Below are 25,343 nucleotides of genomic sequence, written 5' to 3' on the forward strand. Positions count from 1 at the left end.
CGCTGATTTATTGATGCACTTCGGGGAAGGCCTGTTCGATAAAGGCATGGGCTTTTTCGACCTGGTGGCGTCTGACGCATATTGCTTACCAACTGCGGCCCTAGCTCGCGGGGCCCACCCAGTCAGAGGATACAATCGATAACCAAAACTTCCCTGCGCCCATCCTCACGACTGAGCGAGCAGGCATTACCACACGGAGCGTGGGAATGAGGGTAACGTATAATGCCTAAATAAGTGGCGACTGTAAGCCGTCGCGCTTGATTGTCTTGTTAAGCGATTCTTGGTACACGGCTAGAATCACTTATCTGTTTATTTAGTTCTTTCAGTTTATTCAATGATATTTGAAACTGGCCATTGCTCGGGATTTTCTTGCCTGCGAACTGTTGCCATACCAAGCTGCCCGGCCCGTTATATGCTTCTTCAAATGTGCCATTTGGAAGAATCTTAATAATAATTGTATGTTCTGGCTCGCTACGAAAGGCCACCGATTTTGATTGAGTAGCTTTTATCTCTACTTCCTTGCCGTCTCTGGCTATTGCATCAAAGCCTTTGTTTGATGCTGTTTTTAATTCTAGGCCATATGCGTCTGCCACAAGGCATTCGCCGATACTACCGACCATATGGCCGTCCGGCGTAAAGTGGCGCCCAGGGAACATCGTTTCTAGCTCACTCACTGTTGAGTAAAGCTGCTTGATTAATCCTTGAAATTTATCCTGATCCATTTTTTCGCTTAACATTTATATAGTGATCATTCGAACCACTATTATCCTGATTACTATCCTGGAATCAATCTTATGCCTAGGCTAAAAAATGTTATTTAAATCAAAAAGTGGGCTGCTTTTATATCAATCGTACCAAATGTAAAAGCGATCACTTTGACTACTATCCTAAATGTGACTTCGCCTTGTAGGTTATGGTATTTCAGCAAGTTTTTGCCTGTTAATGCGGTTCTGGAAAATAACGGCCAAGCTGATCAAAAACATCTCTGCGTGTTTTTTTATTACTGGCTGGAAGTAGCGCATATAAAGCTAGCGCTGAGCCAAGTAACGGCCTGGCTGCTCGAAAATCTAGATTGCTGTTGAAGCACCCTATGGTGTCACTGGCTTACAGACAGATTCAAAGGGGGGGGCAACTTACAAAGGCAGCTTTCTAAATCGCGTATTTATCCAATTATTTTTTTGCCAGGCGATAAGCCTATCTCAATTCTGTTTAATCCGTTTAAGAAATACCTTTCTGCAATTTATAAAAACTCGATTGTATAGTTTTACTTAAAAATAATTTTTAGATGTGACTTCTCAACCTAGGCATTCCTTGAAAGAGATAATTAAAGAGAGCCCAATTGGCCCCTTCCCCTCTGGATCTCACTTTCCTGACTTCCAAGTCTACAGCCCAAAATGGTCAGTTCCGTTTATGACTAGTTCCGATACCGTCCAATCCATACACTGGTAGTCAGAAACGAGAGAGACTTATGAAGATTGATGCAGCAGTTTGCTCCAGTGCGCGATTGGCCCGAGACCGGCGCTTTGATGGGCGGTTCTATACCGCAGTGAAAACAACCGGCATTTTCTGCCGTCCGATCTGTCCCGCTCGGCCACCGCTGGAGCGCAATGTCACTTATTTTGAGACTGCGGCGGAGGCGGCCAATGCGGGCTTTAGGCCCTGCCTGCGCTGTCGCCCCGATTCTGCGCCGGGCAGTCCAGCTTGGGGATTGGTTTCGACCACCGTACAGCGCGCTTTAAAACTGATGCGCAGTGAGCGCGAGCCTCAATCTGTGGAGCGACTGGCAGAGCGTCTCGGGGTCAGCAGCCGCTACTTGCGCCGCCTGTTCTCTGAGCATCTGGGCGTAAGCCCCTTGGCAGTTTGGCAAACCGAGCGGGCACTGTTTGCTTTTCGCTTACTGCGAGATACGGACTTGCCTATTGCTGAAATCGCCTACGAGTCTGGTTTTAACAGCTTGAGGCGCTTTAACGGCGTATTCAAACAGATCTATCAGCGCACCCCCTCCGAGGTGCGCAGGGAGGGACACGCAGTGCGCGCCGAGACGGCGAGTGCGACTCGGGTGCGGTTGTACCTGGATTACCGCCCGCCATTAGATTGGCAACAACTCCTGGCTTTTTTGGGAGCCCGCGCTTTGGCCGGGGTAGAGCAGGTGGAGGGGGAGGTTTATTCACGCAGTTTCGAACTGGATGCTTGTCGTGGCGTGATGGAGGTTTCCCACGATCCGGAACGCAATCGCTTGGTAGTGGAGGTTTATGGTCAGGAAGGTGGGGCAGGGTTATATCTACTGAACCAGCGCCTACGCCGGCTGTTTGATCTGGATGCGGATATTGAAGAGATCCAGACGGTATTAAATGAAGATCCACTGCTAGCGGATCAGTTGGCGAAGAATCCGGGCCTGCGCTTGCCCGGTGCCTGGGACCCATTCGAATATGCACTGCGGGCGATTCTCGGTCAGCAGATCAGTGTCGCGGCGGCGACCACTATTGCCGGACGTATAGTAGCCCGCTATGGGGAGTCTTTTGTGGACGATGCTGGCAGAGAGCGGTTTTTATTCCCAACGGCCGAGCGTCTCGCTGAGGCGGACTTTGCCGATCTGGGCTTGACCCGGGCTCGGATGAAAACCCTACAGGAGTTTGTCGCCGCAACTTTGGATGGCCGTGTGAGTTTTGCCGATCAGTCCCTGGAGGACTGGTGCAGCCAAGCCACGGCACTGCCGGGTATTGGCGATTGGACAGCGCATTATATTGCTATGCGGGGCCTGTCGATGCCGGATGCTTTCCCCGCGTCGGATTTGGGTATTTTGCAAGCCCTGGGCAGTGATGGTGAAAAGGCAAAACCCAAGCAGGCCCTGGAGCGGGCAGAGCAGTGGCGGCCCTGGCGGGCATATGGAGCCATTTTGTTGTGGCAGTCCCTGAAATCTGGAGAGAAAAAATGATTGTCTATGAGAGTTACACCACGGAATTGGGTGATGTTGCCATCGCGGCCTGCGAGCAGGCGGGAGAGGGTCTCTCCCGGGGTATAGTTGCACTCCAGTTTTATGACGATGAACGACCATTGCGTTTGGGGGCCGGTTGGCAGCGCGGCGCCTCGGAGCTGACAGATTTGGCCGCTCAGCAGTTGCGGGAATATATCGCCGGCCAGCGCAAAAATTTTGATCTGCCACTGGCGCCAAAGGGTACTGAATTTCAGCGCCGGGTTTGGGATGCGCTGTTGCAAATTCCCTTTGGCGAAACCCGCAGTTACAGCCAGCAAGCCCAGTGGTTGGACCAGCCACGGGCTATTCGCGCGGTGGCGCGGGCCAATGGTGCGAACCCGATTGCCATCGTTATTCCCTGCCACCGCGTAATCGGAGCCAATGGCAGCCTTACCGGCTACGCCGGCGGCCTGTCTTTGAAAGCGCGCTTACTCACTCTTGAGGGTGCCAACTTTGTCCAGCAGGGCGAGCTGCTCTAGCGGGTAATATTGGGAAAAGCGCAATCATCTCTCCCTAGCCACGGCCTCTTTGGCGCGAGATAATGAGCGGTTCATAATCATATCGAGCCGGAGGCCAAATGCTGTACAGATTGGGGGATAAACAGCCACAACTGGAAGGTGAGGGCCACTATATTGCGCCCGGTGCCCATGTGATTGGAGATGTGCGTATGCTCGCGCACAGCTCCGTATGGTTTAACGCAGTGGTGCGCGGTGACTGTGCGCCGATCACTATCGGTGAATACAGTAACGTACAGGATGGCTCGGTACTGCATGCCGATGTGGGTGTGCCATTAACCATCGGCACCGGTGTCACCGTAGGCCATAAAGTGATGCTTCACGGCTGTGCCATTGGTGATTACAGCCTGATTGGTATCAATGCCGTGATCTTAAACCGGGCCAAAATCGGCAAGTGCTGTATCATTGGCGCCAATGCGCTGGTGACCGAGGGCACAGAAATCCCCGATTACTCTATGGTGCTGGGCTCTCCCGGCAAGGTAGTAAAATCTCTCGATCCCGCCACCTACGAGCTGCTCAAAGCCAGCAGCGATCACTATGCGGCCAACGGCAAACATTTCGCCAGTGAACTGGTCCCGCTTGAGGCTAAAGATGTCTGAACAACCGGTAAAAACCGTGGAGCCGAAAGAGCGCCCGGTGAAATCCCCCTGTATCTCCGTATGTGCCCTGAATGAGCAGGACCTGTGCGAGGGCTGTTTTCGCAGTGGTAACGAAATCAGCCGCTGGGGCTCCATGAACAATGATGAGCGCCGTGCAGTGTTAAAGCTCTGCACCGAGCGCGCGCGGCAAATGGGCCGAATCTGGTAAACAATCGATAGCGCTTTGTCGGGGCCGGGCCTCGCAGGGCCCGGAACTAAATGCGACTATGACCCAACCCTTTGTCCACCTAAGAATTCACTCAGAATTTTCCCTGATCGATGGCCTGGTAAGAATCAAGCCGGCCATCGCCCGCGCCCAGGAGCTGGAAATGCCAGCCCTGGCGATTACCGACCAGTGCAACCTCTACGGGCAGATTAAATTTTACCGGGCCTGTTTGGGTTCCGGTATCAAGCCGATTACCGCAGCGGATTTTTGGCTCAGCGAAGGCGGCGAGGGCAAGCCCACGCTGATCACGCTTTATGCGATGAACGCCGATGGTTACCGCAATATTACTGAGCTGATTTCCCGCGCCTGGATGGAGGGCCAGTACCACGGTAATGCCTATATCAAGCGCGAATGGGTTAAGGAGTACAGCGAAGGGGTGCTGATGCTGTCCGGTGCCAAGTACGGCGATGTGGGCCGTGCCCTGGTAGCGGGGCGCCGCGCTCAGGCGGAGGAGCTGGCACGGGAGTGGGCGGAGTTATTCCCCGGCCGCTACTACCTGGAATTACAGCGTACCGGTCGCGCCGGCGATGAGGACTACCTGCACTCGGCGGTGAAGTTGGCCCAGAATCTGAACTTGCCCGTGGTAGCCACTAACGACGTGCGCTTTATGGATGAGAGCGAGTTCGAGGCCCACGAGGTGCGCGTTTGTATCCACGAAGGCCGCGCTCTCGATGATCCCCGCCGCGAACGCCGCTATTCCGCGCAGCAGTATTTCCGCACACCGGAAGAAATGTGGGAGCTGTTTGGCGATATCCCCGAAGCCCTGGAAAACACTGTGGAGATTGCCAAGCGCTGCTCCGCACCGATCCAGCTGGGTAAGTACTTCCTGCCGGAATATCCGATTCCCGAGGGCATGACCGAAGACCAGTTCTTCGAAAAGGTCTCCTATGAAGGTATGGAGCGGCGCCTCGCCACAATCCTCGACAAGTCCGCTGCGGACTATGCCGAGCGCCGCCAGATCTACGAAGACCGCCTGCGCTTTGAGCTGGATATCATTATCCAGATGGGATTCCCCGGTTACTTCCTGATCGTAATGGACTTTATCCAGTGGGCCAAAGACCACGATATCCCGGTGGGCCCGGGGCGGGGTTCCGGTGCCGGTTCCCTGGTGGCCTACTCGCTGGACATTACCGATCTGGACCCGCTGCAATACGATCTGCTGTTCGAACGATTCCTGAACCCGGAGCGGGTGTCGATGCCCGACTTCGATATCGACTTCTGTATGGAGAAGCGCGACCGGGTAATTGGCTACGTTGCGGATAACTATGGCCGCCAGGCGGTGAGCCAGATTATCACCTTCGGAACCATGGCCGCGAAGGCGGTGGTGAGGGACGTGGCGCGGGTACAGGGCAAGTCCTACGGCCTCGCCGACAAGCTGTCCAAAATGATTCCCCCCGATGTGGGCATGACCCTGCAAAAGGCCTTCGACCAGGAAGAGATCCTGCGGGAATTCCTCGACCACGATGATGAGGGCCAGGAAATCTGGGAAATGGCCCTGCAGCTCGAAGGGGTCTCCCGTAACGTGGGCAAGCACGCCGGTGGTGTGGTTATCGCCCCCACCAAGCTTACCGACTTTGCGCCGCTTTACTGTGACGAGACTGGCGCGGGTCTGGTAACCCAGTTCGATAAAAACGATGTGGAAGATGCGGGCCTGGTGAAGTTCGACTTCCTCGGCCTGCGGACGCTGACCATCATCGACTGGGCCAAGCGCATGGTGGACGAGACCCGCGCGCGTGAGGGTGAGGAGCCCCTGGATATTGCCGCGCTGCCGCTGGACGATGAAGAAACCTTCAAAATGCTCAAACGGGCAGAGACCACGGCGGTATTCCAGCTGGAATCCCGGGGTATGAAGGACCTGATCAAGCGCCTGCAGCCGGACAACCTGGAAGATATGATCGCCCTGGTGGCCCTGTTCCGTCCGGGTCCGCTGCAATCAGGCATGGTTGATGACTTTATTAACCGTAAGCACGGTCGCGCCCAGGTGGCCTACCCGGATGCCAAATACCAGCATGAAAAACTGCAACCGATCCTGGAGCCCACTTACGGGGTTATTGTCTACCAGGAACAGGTTATGCAGATCGCCCAGGAGTTGGCGGGCTATACCCTCGGTGGCGCCGACCTGTTGCGCCGGGCGATGGGTAAAAAGAAACCGGAGGAAATGGCCAAACAGAGGGCCACTTTTGAAAACGGGGCAAAAGAGCAAGGAATTGACCCCGAACTTGCGATTAAGATCTTCGACCTGGTAGAGAAGTTCGCAGGCTATGGTTTTAACAAATCGCACTCTGCGGCTTACGCACTGGTGTCATACCAGACCGCTTGGCTGAAAGCGCACTATCCCGCCCAGTTTATGGCGGCGACCATGTCTTCGGATATGGATAAGACCGATAAGGTGGTGACCTTTATCGAAGAGTGCCGAGCCATGGAGCTGGTGCTGGTGCCGCCGGATGTGAATCTGGGCAGCTTCCAGTTCTCGGTGGATATCGACAATCGCATTATCTACGGTCTCGGTGCGATTAAGGGCCTGGGTGAAGGTCCGATCGAAAATATTATTGCGGCGCGGGAAGAGGGGGGTCCCTTTACCGACCTGTTCGACTTCTGCTCGCGGGTTGATCCGCGCAAGGTGAACAAGCGCGCGCTGGAGGCACTGGTGCGCTCTGGGGCACTGGACAGCATAGGCCCGGATACCAATGGTGCCGACGGTTTGGATTACTCCCGTGCAGTGCTGTTTAACGCGCTGGATGAAGCGGTAAAAGCGGCGGAACAGCAAAAGGCCAATGCCAATGCGGGCATGATGGACCTGTTTGGCGAAGTGGTGCCCCAGGCATCCGAAGGCGATGTGTACGAGGATTTCCGCCGCACACGCTGCTGGAGTATCCGCGAGCGCCTGGAAGGCGAAAAGAATACCCTGGGTCTGTATCTCACCGGGCACCCGATTGACGAGTATGCCGGTGAGTTACAACACTTGGTGAAGGCGCGAATCGCCGATTTGAAACCCGGCCGGGAATCGCAAAAAGTTGCGGGTCTGGTTGTGGCGATGCGGGTAATGAAAACAAAACGCGGTGATTCCATGGCTATTGTTACCCTGGATGACCGCAGTGGCCGTATTGAGGCGGCCATGTTCAGCGAGGCCTTTGGCGAACATAGAGACAAGTTGGCCAAGGATGCTCTGCTGGTATTGGATGGACCGGTTGCCACTGACGATTACAGCGGCGGCCTGAAGATGACAGTAAACAGCGTTTCCACGCTCGATGAGTTGCGCCAGAGCCGGGTGACCGGGGTGCGCTTGCGAGTGGATAGCGGCAGTGTGGCACCGGGGCTGGCCAAGCGGCTGGCCGCTTGCCTGCAACCCTATACCGGTGGTCAGTGCGGGGTCAGCCTTGAGGTTTCCCGCCACGATGCCCGGGGTTTGTACCGACTGCCGCCGCAGTGGAACGTAGAACCAAACGACCAGATGGTCCAGTCCCTCAGGGAACTGTTGGGACGTGAGCAGGTGGCGCTTCAATACGCACAACGGCGTTAAAATCTACCGGGCTCGACTGGCTGGTTCTGTACAGTTAAGCTATGCCGCTGTGATAGCCCGGTGGTAACAAAAAGAGTTAAAGGCGCAGATTTCATGAATTTTAATTTTCTCGAGTTTGAGCAGCCAATTGCAGAGCTGGAAGGCAAGATAAAAGAGCTGCAGCTTGTGGGTGATGACAACGAGCTGAATATCGCCGATGAAGTTACCCGGTTGCGGGAGAAGAGTAGAACTTTGACCGAGTCCATCTACTCCGACCTGAGCCCATGGCAGGTCGTACAGGTAGCCCGCCATCCGCAACGTCCCTATTCAAAAGACTATATCGAGCGTTTGTTTACCGATTGGGATGAGCTGCACGGCGACCGCCACTTTGGTGATGACAAGGCGATTATCGCCGGTATCGCGCGCTTAAATGGCAAGCCGGTAGCGGTGATTGGTGAAGAGAAAGGCCGCTCTGTAAACGAGAAGGTTGCGCGCAACTTTGGTATGCCGAAGCCGGAGGGTTACCGCAAAGCCCTGCGTGTTATGGAAATGGCCGAGCGCTTTAAAATGCCGGTGCTGACCCTGATCGACACCCCGGGAGCCTATCCGGGTATCGACAGTGAAGAGCGCGGTATCAGTGAAGCCATCGCCCAGAACCTGGCAGTGATGTCCCGCCTGCGCACGCCGATTATTTGTACCGTGATTGGTGAAGGTTCCTCCGGTGGTGCACTGGCGATCGGTGTGGGTGACCAGCTGAACATGCTGCAATACTCCACCTACTTTGTGATTTCCCCTGAGGGTTGCGCCAACATTATCTGGAAAACGGTCGAGAAAGCGCCTTTGGCCGCTGAGGCGATGGGGGTGACTTCCAGCGTGTTGGAAGAGTTGGGTATTGTGGATGAAACTATCCCCGAACCTCTCGGTGGCGCTCACCGTGACCCGGATGCAATGGCCAATAACCTCAAAGACCGTCTTAGCGAGCAGCTGGATCAGCTGAGCAGCATCCCCATTGATGAGCTGCTGGAGAAGCGCTATCAGCGCCTGATGAGCTACGGCAATATCGTTTCCTAAGCTTGGTCCTTTCCCGCCGTGCCAAGGGTATAAATATATTGCCCTTGTGCGCGGCTGGTGTTTCCTTCCTATCCCCTTCTTTCCCTACTCATAGAAATTTGCGGTTTCGTATTATTTTCCGCGCGATTGAGTTTTCATTTCGCTGTCCCTCTGCCTGAAAAAAAACCACTATTTACAGAGCTGCCTTGTGGTCAGTCTCCTCTATGTGGCTAGGTTATTGGACTCCCGGGAAGTCTAAGAGGGAAATAAAGTACTCAAACAGGTTGATCTACTCTTTCGAGGGAGGCCGCTGAGAAAGCGGTTCAGCTGGTCCGATAGCAGACAGTCTGGAGCTTGGCGGCCGCTGAATGTCCACGCTGCCCCCATTTTGAACCCCCTTATCGAAAAGCCCTCTGAGGCGGCGCTACCTCCATGATAGAAAGTACCAACAATAAAGATTGGTGCAATAGGCACAGGTTTGCCCGGATAAAAATATTGACCGGAGAGACCTGTGAGCTGAAGTCTCAGGATTAATAATTATGGCAATAATGCAGAGTAATACAGCAACGGATGCTGCGCAGATACCGACGGGTGACCAGTCGGGGCACAGGTTTGCCCTGGTGGCGCTGACCTCACTATTTTTTATGTGGGGCTTTATCACCTGCCTGAATGATATTTTGATTCCCTACTTGAAAGGAATTTTCGAGCTGAACTATGCCCAGGCAATGCTGGTGCAGTTCTGCTTTTTTGGCGCTTATTTCCTCGTTTCCCTGCCTGCCGGTGCTCTGGTCAGTAAAATTGGTTATCAGAAAGGGATTGTGACCGGCTTAAGTATTTCGGTGGTTGGCTGTTTGCTGTTTATCCCCGCTGAAAGAATGGAAGTCTATGCACTGTTCCTCGGTGCACTGTTTATTCTGGCTTCCGGTATTACTATTTTACAGGTTTCCGCCAACCCTTATGTGACAGCACTGGGCGATGAGCGCACGGCGCCCAGCCGCCTGACGCTGACCCAAGGCTTTAACTCCCTGGGCACCACTATCGCCCCTCAATTTGGTGCATTGCTGATTTTACCCGCTGCCGGTGTTGCAGCGGGTGCTGCCAGCGCTGCTGTTATTGAAGTTCCCTACCTGATCCTGGCCTCCGCGCTGGCGATCCTGGCTATCGTCTTCGCATTTTTGAATTTGCCGGCAATTGTCAGTAGTGCAACTTCTGAGTCTGTTTCCAATACTGAAGCCGCTTCCGCCTGGAGCTACCGTCACTTGGTGTTGGGTGCGATCGCTATTTTTGTCTACGTGGGTGCTGAAGTCTCTATCGGCAGCTTCCTGGTGAACTTTATTGCTGAGGATTCCATCGCCGGTTTGGAAGAGTCTGAAGCCGCCTTCTATATCTCCCTGTATTGGGGTGGCGCTATGGTTGGTCGCTTTGCCGGCGCTTTAATTATGCGCTTTATCTCTGCTGGCAAAGTGCTCGCAATCTGCTCTATCGGCTCCTGTGTACTGCTGTTGATTACTGTTACAGGTAGCGGCTATCTGGCGATGTGGGCGGTACTGGCTGTGGGTCTGTGCAACTCTATTATGTTCCCGACTATCTTTAGTTTGGCTCTGGCCAAGCTGGGCCCATCGACCAGTCAGGGCTCCGGAATCTTATGCCTGGCCATTGTAGGCGGTGCCATTGTGCCGTTGTTACAGGGGCTTCTGGCTGACCAAATTGGTATCCAATTGGCGTTCGTTCTGCCGATCTTCTGTTACCTCTATATTCTCTACTACGGTCTCTCAGGACACCGTACAGATAAACGCGCTTAAGTTTTCTTTTCTTCTCTTCTGAGCTCGTTTGCCGGCATTTTTATGCCGGCTTTTTTGTGTCCGGAATAAATGGCCAATTTGAAATGCATTTGATTGTGGGGGGAGGGGGTACCGGCGATCCCTGCCAGTTTTAGAGAGGTTGGGGGTTAGGAAGCTTGGGGGGCAGTTAGATCAGACTGTTTGTTGGAATCGAGAAACTCTTTAATCGGTAAGCGATAGTTGCGACTTACTTTCAGCTTTGCACCGCTGCTCAGGGTGAGAAAGTACTCGCCTTTGGTTAAAACCTTGATATGTACAATAAAGTTCAGGTTAACCAGTGTGGATCTGTGAATGCGTTTAAAAGTGTCCGGGCAGAGTTGTTTTTGCAGGTCTTTAATAGTGCTGCGCATTACATGGGTTTCCCCTTTGGCATGCACACACATATAGTCCCCAGCCGCATCGATCCACTCGATATCCGGTTGGCTAACCATAGTAATACTGCCCCGGTCTTTAATGGCAATACGCTGGGTTGCAGCCGCAGCAGTACTCTCACCACTTGAGGGCTTGCTGGGACTGCTTTCGAAGGATCGCATCAGGCGGTTTTTCTCTTCCTGATGGCCATCCTCCCCTTTGGATATCATCTGTGCCTGGCGCTGTCGGGCCCGGTCGAGGGCGGTTTCCAGTCGGCGCGGGTCCAGTGGTTTGAGCACATAATCGACCGCGTGGACTTCAAAGGCCTTAAGGGCGTATTGGTCGTAGGCTGTGGCAAAGATGACCAGAGGCATGGTGTCAGCCTGAAGGTTGCGCACCACATCAAAACCGTTCATTCCTGGCATCTGCACATCGAGAATGAGTAGGTCCGGGTTGTGCTCTGAAACTGCTTGGACAGCTTCCCGGCCATTGCGACAACAGGCGAGAATATCCAGGTCCTTGCGTTCTTCGAGCATACTTTTCAGTAGTCTTAAAGCCAGGGGCTCGTCGTCCACCAGTACAACGCTGAGCTTGCTCATTGAACTTCTCCCTGTGTCAGGTGGGTTGATGGGTTGGAAATTTCCAGTGGAATATTGATGAGTACTTGCATGCCGCCATCAGAATTATTGTTTTGTTCTATTTTGAAATCTTGAGGGTAGAGCGTGGATAATCGTTCGCGCACGTTTTTAAGCCCCACTCCTGTTGAGGAGGATTCCGGGTCACATTCGCTGGCAAAGTGATCTGGGCAGCCGGTATCGTAGACTTCCAGCACCAGGCGATCATCGGTGTTGTGTGCGTGGATACCGATAGTGCCCCCCATTTCGTTGGGGGCTATGGCATATTTCACCGAGTTTTCCACCAGTGGTTGCAGCAACATGCTGGGCACTTGTGCGCGGCGCACGGTTTCATCGATCGACAGGTCTACGGACAACCTGTCGGCAAAGCGGGTTTTTTCAATCTCCAAATAAAGCAATACCGCCTCGATCTCTCGTTCAAGTTCAACTTTCTGCATCGGATCTTCTTTTAGGGAGAGCCTTAAAAAATCACTGAGACGCACAACCATTTCCCGCGCTTCATCAGCTTGCTGGAATCGAATCAGGGCGTTAATGGAGTTGAGCGTATTGAAGAGAAAGTGGGGGTTGAGCTGGTAGCGCAACATTTTTAGTTGCGCCTCATTGGCGATGGCCTCTGCCTGAAGTCTGCGGAGCTGCTCCCGCTCATGTACTGCTGCGACCTCCAGCATTTTTTTGTGCTCTTCATTGAGTAGGAAGTGATATTTTACCCCGCAGTACAGGGCGCTCCAGAATAGAAACACAAATAAAGAAGCGTAATACCAGCCGCCGAACTCAGACCAAATCGAGTGTTCACCGCTGAGGCGTATGTAGGCCTCCATGCGAACCAAGGTCCATATTCCCGAAATAACAGCGACAGCCAGAAGGTAGATCACGGTGCGGAAAGCGAGCTCTGATTCCCAGGCGACATCAAAAATCGGTTTTAGAAACAGGGATAATAAAAATGCAATAGCGCACTGGAATACTGTATTGACAGGCTCGAAGTGAGGCCACTCGGTAGGGGAGTGCCACAGGGTCAGTGAAAGAAAAGTGACCAGCAGTATGCCAACCCAGCTGACCAGCTGCAGTTTCCAAAACCAGCGGGTCGACTGAATTTCAGTGTTCGGTCTCGTATCTAGACGGGTCGAGTACTGCATGATTTCCCGCATATTTAGTATTGTGAAAAGGACGGGATAGACGCTCATCGTCGCGTTCATTATTATCCGCAGAATATTACCTTGCAGAAACGTGACCCGCCAGAGGGGATAGCGCCACGCTTCCGGCTTGTCCCCGAGAAAGTCCTTTTTATCTGATTTCGGGGTGAATAGTCGAGTAATTTTCGGCAATCTCGATTCAGAAGACAACTCCTCTCTATTTTTAAATGAGAGTTAATCAGCCCGGACTTCTTTGAGGCTAAAGTTCAGTGGTACTTCTGTTTATCCAGCTCGACACTATTAGATTGTCTATCTGGTCAAAAACGGTAATTTGAAATTTGGTTGAGTAGATAGGTAGTTGCCAATAATTGTGGTAAAAATGTGCAGGGCCTTTAACGGCTTGAATGAATCCACAGTCGCAGAGGTGGTACTAACTTTTGCGCAAAATAATGTGGTGGCGGAAAAAATTCCGGGTGAATGGACCAACCGCTAGAAAGAAATAGTTTAGATTTGGGGATCGGTTTCCGATGAGCCAGATGTTGCCCGAATCGGGGTTCTCCTCGAGCGAGATGGCTAAATATGACACTGATGCCCGTGCCGGAGTAGCGGCCGGCGTTGCCCCGCGCTATATCAATTTAATTGCACTTACGTCCCTATTTCTAATTTGGGGATTTATTACCGGCCTGAACGATGTGCTGGTGCCGCACTTAAAAAATGTTTTTGAGTTGAGTTACACCAAGGCTGTCTTGGTGCAGTTTTACTTTTTTGCTGCCTATTTCCTGGTATCCGTGCCGGCAGGCATGTTGTTGAGGCGGGTTGGTTATCAGCTTGGGCTGGTGCTCGGGCTTTTGGTGGCTTGTGCGGGCTGCCTGGTCTTTATTCCCGCTGCCCGTCTGCAAATCTACGAAGTGTTTTTGCTGGGGCTGTTTGTTCTGGCCTCAGGGATTACTTTGCTGCAGGTTTCCGCAAACCCCTATGTTATCGCGCTGGGCAGTGCTCGCACGGCGCCCAGTCGACTGAATCTTACCCAGGCTTTTAACTCCCTGGGAACTACCTTGGCACCGGTGATTGGCGGCGCAGTTTTCTTTGCGGGACTTACTATTACCGCTGACCCGGATACAGCGGCGAGTATTATTGAGTTCAGGGCCCGCGAAGCGGCTTTGGTTGAGACGCCTTATTTCTGGTTAGCAGTGCTTCTACTGGTGATGGTCGCTTTCTTTTCCTGGATCAGGTTGCCGGCTATTCCCGAGCACCAACAGGGTGGAGGAGCGGATGGTCACGATGTGTTTTCTCTGTGGCGTTTCCCCCGCTTGACCCTGGGGGCTGTAGGTATTTTTGCCTATGTGGGTGCGGAGGTGGCTATTGGCAGTTTTCTAGTGAGTTTCTTTGGTGAACCATCAGTGGCAAAGATGGCTCCTTTTGAAGCGTCAAAGTATGTCTCTTATTACTGGGGCGGAGCGATGATTGGGCGCTTTGCCGGGGCCTTTTTGCTGCGCTTTGTCTCTGCTGGAAAAACCCTGGCGGTTTGTGGCCTGGGTTCGGTGGTACTTATAGCAATCGCGATGATGACGTCTGGCCCGATCGCGGTCTGGTCCATAGTTGCGGTGGGTCTGTGTAACTCGATTATGTTCCCGACTATATTCAGCCTGGCCTTGCGCGGGCTGGGTAAACATACCAGCCAGGGTAGCGGTATCTTATGCATGGCAATTGTAGGTGGTGCAATTATTCCTCTTTTCCAGGGAATGCTGGCTGATAGCGCCGGTATACAGTATTCATTTTTGGTGCCTCTGGTTTGTTACTGCTACATCGTTTATTACGGGGCTTTTTCACGAACCCTGCGCGGTAGCGCGGTGGAGTAGAACCTTCATTTATCCTTTCCGCCTTGTCTGCAATTTGGACCAGCCCATCGGATTTCTATTGGCCTGTAGAGACAAGTACTGCAATTTGTTGTCATTGCGAACTGTGCCCACTGGGTAGCCATGACTCAGTTTTATGGCCGATCGGTGAATACGGCATTAGCAGAACTTGATTCCGACGAGAGCTGGATCTGGAGTTATCTCTAATATTTCAGCTCGGTGGAGGCAGACCGTGCACAACTGCCGGGGCAGGTGATGTGCGGCATAATAAATATGGCGATAGTAGGTCGCGCTGGGTGTAGGGCTTTGGAGATATTTCCTCTGAAGTTTGTCTGAGCGCAACTCGTAGAGCCAGTTAACAAGCGTGGAATAATTTTGGGAGTTATTCGTGAATTTTAGTAAGCGATTTTCGCTGGGCTTTGTGCTCTGTGCTTCTGTGCTCGCCGGGTGTCATTCCGAGAGCCAACAAACTGAGCCAAAAGCCGATAAAGCGCAGGCCGATACTGGCACCAGTGCCGCCGAGGGCATCGACAACTGGCCTGAACTCAAGCCAGCCTTACCGCGCGATGAAAAGCTGGAAGCCCAAATCACTGAAATCATGTCCCGCATGTCTCTGGAAGAGAAAGTGGGTCAGATGATCCAGGCGGAAATCCGCAGCGTTACTCCTGAAGATGTGAAGACCTATCACCTGGGTTCCGTATTGAATGGTGGTGGCGCCTTCCCGAACAACGATAAGTTTGCCACGCCGCAAGACTGGTTGGCCCTTTCTGACGCCTTCTTTAAGGCTTCTATGGACACTTCCGATGGCGGTGTTGCGATTCCCCTGATCTGGGGTTCCGATGCGGTTCACGGCCACAACAATGTGATCGGTGCGACCCTGTTCCCGCATAATATTGGTCTGGGTGCCGCCCAAGACCCGGAGCTGATTGAGCGTATTGGTAGCGCCACCGCCCGCGAAGTGGCAGTGACCGGTATCGATTGGACTTTCGCTCCCACCGTCGCGGTAGTGCGCGATGACCGCTGGGGCAGAACTTACGAGAGTTATTCCGAAGATCCCAAGATTGTTGCGGATTATGCCGAGGCAATGGTGACGGGGCTCCAGGGCGAAAAATCCAGCGCTGAGTTCCTGCGCGGCGAAAATCTGGTAGCCACTGCCAAGCACTTTGTCGGTGACGGTGGTACGAATCGAGGAATTGACCGAGGTGATAATGCGGTTCCGGAAAAAGAACTGGCAGAGGTCCATGCGGCGGGTTACCTGACATCTCTGCCGGCAGGCGTACAGACCGTTATGGCTTCATTCAATAGCTGGAACGGTGAAAAACTCCACGGCCACAAATACCTTCTGACCACCGTTCTGAAAGAGCGCCTCGGTTTTGATGGCTTTGTTGTGGGCGACTGGAATGGCCACGGTTTCGTGCCCGGTTGCACTGTAGAGAGCTGTGCAGCGGCGATTAATGCCGGCCTCGATATGTTTATGGTGCCGGCGGACTGGAAAGCCCTGTACAACAACACCCTGGCCCAGGCCAAAAGCGGTGAAATCGGTGCGGAGCGTATCGATGATGCCGTTCGCCGCATCCTGCGAGTGAAGATCCGTGCAGGTCTGTTTGACCGCAATATGCCGCTGGCAGGCAAAGACGGCATCCTGGGCAACCCGGAGCACCGCGCAATCGCTCGTGAAGCGGTACGCAAATCCCTGGTGTTGCTGAAAAACAACGACCAGCTGCTGCCATTGGCTGCGGACCAGAATATTCTGGTTGCCGGCGATGGTGCGGATAACCTGTCCAAGCAGAGTGGTGGTTGGACGATCTCCTGGCAGGGTACCGGCAACACGCGCGCAGACTTCCCTGGTGCGACTTCAATCTTTGAAGGTATTTCATCGGCGGTTAAAGCCGCTGGCGGTGAAGCGGTATTGAGTGCTGATGGCAGCTTCTCAGATGCCACTTTTGCCAATGGTAAGGCACCCAAGGTTGCTGTTGTTGTATTTGGCGAAGAGCCCTATGCAGAGTGGCACGGCGATATTACCAACCTGGAATACCAGCGCGGTAACAAGAAGGATTTGGCGCTGCTGAAAAAACTGCGCGAGCAGGGTGTTCAGGTAGTCAGTGTGTTCCTGTCCGGTCGTCCGCTTTGGATTAACAGTGAATTGAATGCATCCGATGCCTTTGTTGCTGCCTGGCTGCCTGGCTCTGAAGGTGCTGGTGTTGCAGATGTGCTGATTAAAGGCGCCGATGGGGAAGCCCGTTACGACTTTACCGGCAAGCTGCCATTCAGCTGGCCAATGCACAGCTATCAGAATGTCCTGAATCCTTACCACGAGAATTACGAGCCACTGTTTGAGTTGGGCTATGGCCTGGCTGCTGAACAGGAATCCCTGGTGAGCAACGAATTGCCGGAGACCAGTGAATCCAGTGCCGGTGGCGGTTTGGAAGAAGCCTGGCTGTTGGTATCCCGCCCGCAGGCTCCCTGGGTGTTAAATATTGCTGAAGCTGGGGCAGAGGTTGTACCTGTGCACGGTAACTTCGCGGTTAGCGGAGACGATAAAAACATCACTGTCAGCTCCATCGATATGTCTTCCCAAGAAGATGCTCGACTGATTACCTGGAAAGGCCTGCGTCCTGGTGCAGTTCAGTTGTCTGCTGAATATATGCAGGACCTGAATGTCTACCTGGAAGAGAAATCTGCGCTGACACTGAATATCCGTGTCGATCAGCCAATTGAAAAGCCAGTGGTGGCTACCATGAACTGTGGAGATGGCTGTTCTGCCAAGGTACCGCTGGAGTCTGCGCTGAAATCCATGGAGCAGAAAAGCTGGACCCGGGTTTCTGTAGATCTGCAGTGCTTTGTAAAAGCCGGTGCGGATTTTGGCAAGGTGTTTAGTGCCTTTGGCTTGGAGAGTGAAGCTCCGATGGCTATTGCGGTTGCCAACGTTAAGTTGACCCCGGAAGCTGGAGTATCTGCTGATATTCGTTGTGACGGTTAAGTTACAACACACTTAAAGGGCTAATTACCCTCAGTTCTAACCGGAGCCTGTTTTTTGGATCCGGTTAGTGGCTGAAACAATTTGTTCTCACAGGAACGGTGCCAGTGTGATGTTCTATCCCGTTGGCACTTCTTTGCCCGCCAATCTCTTCTTTCCAGATATTACTATTTCTTTTATCCCATAGATTTACTACTGGGGTGGAAGGAAAGAATACACTTCACTTGAGACACGCTGTGAATACATCCCTGTAAGCTCCTAATCGGCATCCGTGCCTCATAGGGTCCCGAGCGCAGTGTATTATTTCCTTCTTTAGTGTATTGGATAGTGTTATCCCACGATAAATCTACCTCTCCTGATTTTTGTTATTTCACGCCTTCATAGTATTACTTGTCACAAAATTATTGCCGCTATTGGTGCTGTATTGAGTTGTCAGGCACTGCAAACGTGCAGGCGAATAAATAATTCAATAAATTTTATTTTCTAATCTTATTTAAATTTTGGAGTGGGGTAGGCTTTGCGCAGGTTCCATTTTCTCGGGAACAGAAAGGTAATTGATTTGAAATGAAGCTGCCATTCCTCTCTGGTTAGTATGACTTCGCTCTCAAAATTAGGGCTCTTGGATAGTTGGCATTCTTATTGCTGGTTATTTTTCGAGTGTTTACTTTTCAGACCTGGCCTTCCATTGAATTATGGCGGTTATGGTGGGTTGGTTCCCTGTTTGATTTTTATGCATTTTGAGGTCCTCGGTCATGGTGGTGCCGGGGATGGTGCGGATAAATTAACTTGAAATGGAATTGGAGGAACTAATGGCACCTTGTCATATCGTTTTTTTACCAGGACTTTTCGCGCGTGGGTGGATTTGGAACCAGGTTGCAGACGCTTGTCGGCAGCAGGGGCATAAAATAACTGTTATCGAGCCATCTATCCCCGAGGTTTTTATGGGTAAGTTGGATTCGGCGCACGAAATGATTAGAGAGTGTCTCCAGTTAAATGGAGATATGGATAATAATATTTTGGTCGGCAACTCGATGAGTGGGCTTATTACGTTAGATTTTGCCGCAAAATATCCTGAACTGGTAGCTGGGGTGGTTATCAGTGGAGCCCCGGGGCTTGAGGAGTTGGAGGCAGGAGTTTCCCTTTCTGATTTACGCGGGTCGGTACCTGGAGCAGCAAATATACTTTGTGAGCGGGTCTTCCGAGATATTAACCGCCTGCCGAAACCGGACTACGAAAAGGGCGTCGCCGATATCAATACTATTTTCTCCACTAACGAAACGTTTAAATCAGTGGTTAAATGGCTGAATATAAGTAGGAAGTATGATGTTTATGGCAGTCTGAAGAAAGTGAGATGCCCGATCAAGTTAATATGGGGAGACTTCGATCAAATAACACCGGCTGAATCCTGGCGGTCGCTGGCCTCCCAGAATGATAATTTGGATTATTGTGAAGTGTATGATTGTGGGCACAGTCCTATGCTGGAAAAGCCCGAGGCATTTTATCAGCTTCTCTCTGGATACATCTCAAGTCTAACAAATCCTCTAGCTAAAACTGCTTGACTGCGTTTTTTGCATAGCTATAGCGGTAAAAGTATCTGCTATAGCTATGTGGCTGTAGCGTTTTATTGGGTGTTTGGTTGTCGATTTCTGAATTTCTTATGTTGGACTTTAAGTTAGTAGCCGAATGAAAAATTTAATTCATATGCCCGCATATTTATTTTTGTTAAAGGCGAACGCGGAAGAGTGATGATATTCATTGGTTGCTCGGAGGTTAGGGTGAATGGTTAAATTTTATGGGCTTAAATGTTAGTGGGATGGGGTCGTGAGTGTTAGCTTTAAGTCGACTGGTAAAAAAATAACCTTCTCCTTTTGTCGCAGTTTTTAGACATATTTTATGGGGGCTGGCATTGGCGGTAGTGCGGTTAGTATCACTTTTATTGCAAGGGTATAATTTACGGTTAGTGCCCCAAATCCTGAGGTGAACTACTCCAAGATTAATTTCATCTAATTTTCGAGGTTTATATATGCGACTAGCTAATCGTCTTAGCAGTGACAATTGAGGAGTTAGATAATTTGCTCCTAAAGTGTAAGGTAAAGCCTTTGTGTGAAATTTAACCTTTAGTGACCCTCTATTTAATATTGCGGTCTTGGCGTGTCTGAAGTTGTGGGGGCTTTCTTCTATCTGTATTCTGGTCTATTGGCGGTATACTGATTGGAGCTTAGACTTTGTTTAACTCCCCGTGAAAAATGTAAATCCCAGCGAAAAACTCCCATCTCTGATAAAGAATATACTGCAGTCCCACCCTGCCAGCGGCCAGTTGTGGGTGGGGTTTTCTGGTGGTCTGGATTCCACTGTTCTCCTGCACCTTCTGGTAACTTGCCAAATTCCCGTGCGTGCGCTTCATATTCACCATGGTCTGAATGCAAATGCGGACATTTGGCTGGCTCACTGTAAGGAGTTTGCTGAAAATCTGGCGGTACCCTTTACAGCCATTCAGGTTACTGTTGATTACAAAGATGGCGGATTGGAGCAGGGGGCTCGCCGGGCGAGATATGCCGCCTTCAATCAGGTGATGTCCGAAGGTGATCAAATTCTGCTCGGTCACCACGCGGACGACCAAGCTGAGACTTTCCTGCTGCGCTTAATGCGGGGCGCGGGCGTGTTGGGATTGGCCAGCATGTCCGAGAGTCGAACGATCGGAGATAATAAGTACTTACTGCGCCCTCTACTCGGAGCGGGGCGAAAAGAGCTAGAGCAGTGGGCTGAGGCTCATGGATTGAGCTGGATTGAAGATGACAGCAATGCGGATGAGGCCCTAGAGCGGAATTTTTTGCGGCATCGAGTTGTGCCACTGCTCAACCAGCGTTGGGGAGTGAGTCGCCAGATCGCTCGGGCAGCGGAGAACCTGAGGGAGTCTGCGGACTTGCTGTCTGAGTTGGCACTTGCTGACCTGGAGGGGGTTGATTTAAAGGTGGAGCGATTTGGCGAAAGCCTGGCCCTGCCTCGCTTCTTCAGCCTTAGCGAGGGGCGCCGTAAAAACCTTATGCGGCATTGGGTGTTGCGCCAAGGGGGGCAGCCGCCAGAGTCGGCCCTATTAAATCAGGCGCTTTCCCAGGTGACTCATGCGGCAGAGGATGCACAGCTTGAAGTTAATTTAGGTGGGCAAGTGGTACGACGTTTTCGGAGTCGCCTTTACCTGACCCCTGAGCTGGCGCCAATTGCCAATAAACCCGATAAAAATTGGCACTGGGATGGCCGCTCTAATCTGGCTCTGCCAGCGGGTGGCATTCTTCGGCCCTCGTCGGATTGGCCAGTGGGCGATTATCGAGTGTGTTATCGCAGAGGAGGGGAGCGTGCTCATCCGGTAAATCGCTCCAGGTCACAAACGCTTAAGAAGCTCTTGCAGGAGTGGGCCCTTGAGCCCTGGCTCAGGGATCGTGTCCCATTGGTATTTTTGGGGGATGATCTGGTGGCTGTCGCGGGGCTCTTTTCATGCAAAGCAGGCTGCGCCATCCCGGATGACCCACCCGGCTGGCGGTTTTTCGATTGAGTGTTAAGGGGGTTTCTGCTACCCTGGCGCCCCGTCTAAAAGGCACCGGGAGAAGCTGGATTATCCGCCCGGGCCAGCCCTGTAAGCTCGACATTCATCGAGCGCTCAACTGACCAAGGTTTTGCATGACGCGCTATATTTTTGTAACTGGTGGCGTGGTTTCCTCGTTGGGGAAAGGTATCGCCTCCGCCTCTTTGGCCGCCATTCTCGAGGCCCGCGGCCTCAAGGTTACCATCCTCAAACTGGACCCCTACATCAACGTAGACCCGGGTACCATGAGTCCCTTCCAGCACGGCGAGGTGTATGTCACCGAGGATGGTGCCGAGACTGACCTGGACCTGGGTCACTACGAACGCTTTATCCGTACCCGGATGTCCAAGCGTAACAACTTCACCACCGGCCGCGTGTACGAAACCGTACTGCGCAAAGAGCGCCGTGGTGACTACTTGGGTGGCACCGTACAGGTGATCCCCCATATTACCGACGAGATCAAGCGCCGTGTTGTAGAAGGTGGCCGCGATGTCGATGTCGCTATTGTTGAAATCGGTGGCACCGTAGGTGATATCGAATCCCAACCGTTCCTGGAATCTGTGCGTCAGCTGCGTGTGGAAATGGGCACCAATCGCGCCCTGTTGATCCACCTGAGCTATGTGCCTTTCCTTGCCACTGCTGGTGAAACCAAGACCAAGCCGACCCAGCACTCTGTTAAAGAGTTGCGTTCTATCGGCTTGCAGCCGGATATTCTGCTGTGCCGTTCCGAGCGCGAGATCGATGAGGACTCCCGCCGCAAGATCGCACTGTTCACCAATGTTGAAGAGCGCGCTGTTGTACCTCTGCCCGATGCCAAGACCATCTACGGCGTACCGCGTCTTCTGCACAGTTACGGCCTCGACGATATCGTTGTGGAAAAACTGCAGCTGGAATGCCAGGCACCAGACCTTTCCGAGTGGGATGAAGTGGTCGATGGCAAGCTGAACCCGCAGCACGAAGTGAAAATTGCCATGGTTGGCAAATACATGGAGTTGCTGGATGCCTATAAGTCCCTGATCGAGTCCCTGACCCATGCGGGTATCAAGCATCGCTGCAAAGTGGATATCGACTTTATCAACGCTGAAGACGTTGAGGGTGAGAACGGCATTGACCTGATCAAGGATGCCGATGCAATCCTGGTTCCCGGCGGATTTGGTGAGCGCGGTTTAGAGGGCAAGCTTGAATCTGTTCGCTACGCTCGTGAAAACAATATTCCTTACCTGGGCATCTGCCTCGGTTTACAGTCTGTGGTTATCGAGTTCGCGCGCAATGTGCTCGGCCTCGAAGGTGCCAACAGTACTGAATTCAATACTAAAACCCCGCACCCGGTTATCGGCCTGATCACAGAGTGGATCGATAGCGAAGGCAATATCGAGAAGCGCGACGAGCAGTCCGACCTGGGTGGCACCATGCGCTTGGGCGGCCAGGAATGTCGCTTGGCTAAAGACACCAAGGCTCGCGATATCTACGGCGCAGACGTCATTGTAGAGCGCCACCGCCACCGCTATGAAGTGAACAACAACTACGTTGATCGCCTGCAGCAAGCTGGTTTGAAAATTGGCGGCTGGTCTGCAGACGATACCCTGGTAGAAATGGTTGAATTGCCGAACCATCCCTGGTTCGTTGCTTGCCAGTTCCACCCGGAATTTACTTCAACCCCGCGCGACGGCCATCCGCTGTTCGAAAGCTTTGTTGCCGCCGCAATGAAGCAGCGTGAAAACCAGGGTTAATCAGTAATCCGCCCCCCGGTCTCTGTGACTGGGGGTGAGATGACAGGGAGCTGACAGTGAAAACAATTGAAGTCGGAAATATTCAGGTCGCCAACGATAAGCCCTTTGCGCTGTTTGGCGGTATGAATGTACTGGAATCCCGCGACCTGGCGATGCAGGTGGCTGAGCACTATGTAAAAGTCACTGAAAAACTGGGTATTCCCTATGTTTTTAAAGCGTCTTTTGACAAGGCTAATCGCTCTTCCATCAATTCCTATCGCGGACCGGGAATGGAAGAAGGCCTGAAGATTTTTCAGGAAATCAAAGATACCTTTAAGGTTCCCTTGATTACTGATGTCCACGAAGTACATCAGGCTGCTCCGGTTGCCGAAGTCGTGGATATTATCCAGCTGCCGGCCTTCCTGGCCCGCCAGACTGATCTGGTCGCGGCTATGGCAGCGACTGGTGCAGTGATCAACGTCAAAAAGCCCCAGTTTATGAGCCCGCCACAAGTTAAAAATGTGGTGGAGAAATTTGCTGAGTGTGGCAACGAAAATATTCTTTTGTGTGAGCGCGGTGCCTGCTTTGGCTACGACAACCTGGTTGTCGATATGCTGGGCTTTAGCACCATGATCAATGCCTCCGGCGGTGCACCGCTGATTTTTGACGTCACCCACTCACTGCAAATGCGCGATCCTTCCGGTGCTGCCTCTGGTGGTCGCCGTGCGCAGGTCACTGAGCTGGGCCGCGCAGGTTTGGCTATCGGTATTGCCGGCCTGTTCCTGGAAGCACACCCGAATCCAGACAAAGCATTGTGTGATGGCCCCAGTGCATTGCCACTGGAAAAGCTGGAGCCATTCCTGGCGCAGATGAAAGCGGTAGATGACCTGATTAAAGGTTTTGAGCCGCTGGATACGAAATAAAAAAGAAATATTTTGCGCGCCCTGATTGGGCGCGCGGCACTTTCCCGTCTGCTATTTAGCCTGAGTGCTGTAGCAAAAGTGCATAACGTCTGATTTACGAAAACCTATTTTCAGTAAGTACCAATACGGAGCCCATTGTAAATGAGCAAGATTGTCGCTGTTAAAGCCTTTGAAGTAATGGATTCTCGCGGTAACCCTACCGTTGAAGCCGATGTAATCCTGGAGGATGGTTCTATTGGCTCCGCCTGCGCCCCCTCCGGTGCCTCCACTGGCTCCCGTGAAGCGCTGGAACTTCGCGATGGCGATAAAAGCCGTTACTTGGGCAAGGGTGTCCTGAAAGCGGTTGAAAATATCAACACTACTATCGCCGACCTGCTCAAGGGTATGGATGCTTCCGATCAGCGCGCCCTGGACAAGGCGATGATTGATGCCGACGGCACTGAAAATAAGGCGAACTTCGGCGCTAACGCTATTTTGGCGGTTTCCCTGGCTGCCGCTAAAGCAGCTGCTGCTTCCAAAAAAATCCCCTTGTACCAGCATATTGCTGAGGTAAACGGCACTCCGGGCGAGTACTCCATGCCGGTACCGATGATGAATATCCTCAATGGCGGCGAACACGCTGACAACAATGTGGATATTCAGGAATTTATGGTTCAGCCGGTTAAGGCTGAATCTTTTGCTGAAGCTCTGCGCCAAGGTGCTGAGATCTTCCACTCCCTGAAAAAAGTACTGTCCAGCAACAGCCTGAACACTGCGGTTGGCGATGAAGGTGGCTTTGCTCCGAACCTGCCTTCCAACGAAGCAGCGCTGAAAGTGATTGCTGAAGCGGTAGAGAAGGCCGGTTACACCCTGGGCGATGACATTACCCTGGCTCTGGACTGCGCTTCTTCCGAGTTCTACAAAGATGGCAAGTACGATCTGGCTGGCGAAGGCAAGCAGTTCGACAGCGAGGGTTTTGCCAGCTACCTGGCCGATCTGTCCGCCAACTATCCGATCCTGTCTATCGAAGACGGTATGGACGAGAGTGATTGGGACGGTTGGAAAGTACTCACCGACAAAATTGGTGAAAAAGTACAGCTGGTAGGTGACGACCTGTTCGTAACCAACACCAAGATCCTGAAGGAAGGTATCGAGAAAGGTGTCGGTAACTCTATCTTGATCAAGTTCAACCAGATCGGTTCCCTGTCCGAGACTCTGGATGCGATCAAAATGGCTAAAGATGCGGGCTACACCGCTGTGATCTCTCACCGCTCCGGTGAGACCGAAGATACCACTATTGCAGATCTGGCGGTTGCGACTGCTGCTGGCCAAATCAAGACCGGTTCCCTTTGCCGTTCAGACCGCGTAGCCAAGTACAACCGTCTGCTGCGCATCGAAGCTGAGCTGAATGGCTCCGCGCCTTATCGCGGCCGCGCTGAATTCAAGTAATCCATTATTTG

At 52.4% G+C, this 25,343-nt stretch carries 17 protein-coding genes; 14 read left to right on the top strand and 3 right to left on the bottom strand.

Annotation, left to right across the window (positions count from 1 at the left end):
• Nucleotides 1-269: 269 nt before the first annotated feature.
• Complete coding sequence (locus ACJJI8_RS12490) at nt 270-722, bottom strand: DUF6998 domain-containing protein (RefSeq protein ID WP_444932570.1); 453 nt, start codon at nt 720-722, stop codon at nt 270-272.
• 746 nt (nt 723-1,468) lie between these two features.
• On the opposite strand from ACJJI8_RS12490, the gene ACJJI8_RS12495 reads away from it, so the two are divergent.
• The 7 genes from ACJJI8_RS12495 to ACJJI8_RS12525 all read left to right on the top strand — a co-directional run bounded on the left by ACJJI8_RS12495 (nt 1,469) and on the right by ACJJI8_RS12525 (nt 10,704).
• The gene (locus tag ACJJI8_RS12495) at nt 1,469-2,935 is read left to right on the top strand and encodes an AlkA N-terminal domain-containing protein (protein ID WP_444932571.1); all 1,467 of its coding nucleotides are present in this window, start codon (nt 1,469-1,471) and stop codon (nt 2,933-2,935) included.
• Entirely contained in the window at nt 2,932-3,453 is a 522-nt protein-coding gene (locus ACJJI8_RS12500) for a methylated-DNA--[protein]-cysteine S-methyltransferase (RefSeq protein ID WP_444932572.1), read from the top strand. The genes ACJJI8_RS12495 and ACJJI8_RS12500 overlap by 4 nt, the downstream gene beginning before the upstream one ends.
• Nucleotides 3,454-3,551: 98 nt before the next feature.
• Entirely contained in the window at nt 3,552-4,088 is a 537-nt protein-coding gene (locus ACJJI8_RS12505; protein WP_444912436.1) for a gamma carbonic anhydrase family protein, read from the top strand.
• Nucleotides 4,081-4,296, top strand: a complete 216-nt coding sequence (locus ACJJI8_RS12510; RefSeq protein WP_108732299.1) for a DUF1289 domain-containing protein — start codon at nt 4,081-4,083, stop codon at nt 4,294-4,296. The genes ACJJI8_RS12505 and ACJJI8_RS12510 overlap by 8 nt, the downstream gene beginning before the upstream one ends.
• A 58-nt stretch (nt 4,297-4,354) precedes the next feature.
• Nucleotides 4,355-7,873 carry a DNA polymerase III subunit alpha gene (gene dnaE / locus ACJJI8_RS12515; RefSeq protein ID WP_444906003.1) on the top strand — a complete coding sequence of 1,173 codons (3,519 nt, stop codon included), beginning with the start codon at nt 4,355-4,357 and terminating at the stop codon, nt 7,871-7,873.
• A gap of 93 nt (nt 7,874-7,966) precedes the next feature.
• Nucleotides 7,967-8,923 carry an acetyl-CoA carboxylase carboxyltransferase subunit alpha gene (locus tag ACJJI8_RS12520; RefSeq protein ID WP_282931792.1) on the top strand — a complete coding sequence of 319 codons (957 nt, stop codon included), beginning with the start codon at nt 7,967-7,969 and terminating at the stop codon, nt 8,921-8,923.
• 518 nt (nt 8,924-9,441) lie between these two features.
• Nucleotides 9,442-10,704: a sugar MFS transporter gene (locus ACJJI8_RS12525; RefSeq protein WP_413664876.1), complete on the top strand. Its 1,263-nt coding sequence runs from the start codon at nt 9,442-9,444 to the stop codon at nt 10,702-10,704.
• 146 nt (nt 10,705-10,850) lie between these two features.
• On the opposite strand, the gene ACJJI8_RS12530 is transcribed toward ACJJI8_RS12525, so the two are convergent.
• Entirely contained in the window at nt 10,851-11,693 is an 843-nt protein-coding gene (locus ACJJI8_RS12530; protein ID WP_444898154.1) for a LytR/AlgR family response regulator transcription factor, read from the bottom strand.
• Nucleotides 11,690-12,862 carry a sensor histidine kinase gene (locus tag ACJJI8_RS12535; protein WP_444932573.1) on the bottom strand — a complete coding sequence of 391 codons (1,173 nt, stop codon included), beginning with the start codon at nt 12,860-12,862 and terminating at the stop codon, nt 11,690-11,692. The genes ACJJI8_RS12530 and ACJJI8_RS12535 overlap by 4 nt, the downstream gene beginning before the upstream one ends.
• 524 nt (nt 12,863-13,386) lie before the next feature.
• Between ACJJI8_RS12535 and ACJJI8_RS12540 the strand changes: the two genes are divergently transcribed.
• The 7 genes from ACJJI8_RS12540 (at nt 13,387) to eno (ending at nt 25,332) form a co-directional block, all read left to right on the top strand.
• On the top strand, nt 13,387-14,718 hold the full coding sequence (locus ACJJI8_RS12540; RefSeq protein ID WP_413664879.1) for a sugar MFS transporter: 1,332 nt from the start codon (nt 13,387-13,389) through the stop codon (nt 14,716-14,718).
• Nucleotides 14,719-15,103: 385 nt separating this feature from the next.
• On the top strand, nt 15,104-17,695 hold the full coding sequence (locus ACJJI8_RS12545; protein ID WP_444932574.1) for a glycoside hydrolase family 3 protein: 2,592 nt from the start codon (nt 15,104-15,106) through the stop codon (nt 17,693-17,695).
• An 806-nt stretch (nt 17,696-18,501) separates the two neighbouring features.
• Nucleotides 18,502-19,251: an alpha/beta fold hydrolase gene (locus tag ACJJI8_RS12550; protein WP_444932575.1), complete on the top strand. Its 750-nt coding sequence runs from the start codon at nt 18,502-18,504 to the stop codon at nt 19,249-19,251.
• A gap of 680 nt (nt 19,252-19,931) precedes the next feature.
• Nucleotides 19,932-21,242, top strand: coding sequence for a tRNA lysidine(34) synthetase TilS (gene tilS / locus ACJJI8_RS12555; protein WP_444932576.1), 1,311 nt, complete (start codon nt 19,932-19,934; stop codon nt 21,240-21,242).
• Nucleotides 21,243-21,367: 125 nt separating this feature from the next.
• Entirely contained in the window at nt 21,368-23,002 is a 1,635-nt protein-coding gene (pyrG, locus tag ACJJI8_RS12560; protein ID WP_252085084.1) for a CTP synthase, read from the top strand.
• Between the two features lie 56 nt (nt 23,003-23,058).
• Nucleotides 23,059-23,904: a 3-deoxy-8-phosphooctulonate synthase gene (gene kdsA / locus ACJJI8_RS12565; protein ID WP_413664888.1), complete on the top strand. Its 846-nt coding sequence runs from the start codon at nt 23,059-23,061 to the stop codon at nt 23,902-23,904.
• Between the two features lie 141 nt (nt 23,905-24,045).
• Complete coding sequence (gene eno, locus ACJJI8_RS12570) at nt 24,046-25,332, top strand: phosphopyruvate hydratase (RefSeq protein ID WP_282931805.1); 1,287 nt, start codon at nt 24,046-24,048, stop codon at nt 25,330-25,332.
• Nucleotides 25,333-25,343 lie beyond the last annotated feature (11 nt).

Source organism: Microbulbifer maximicatervae (SeqCode) (genome assembly GCF_052467695.1).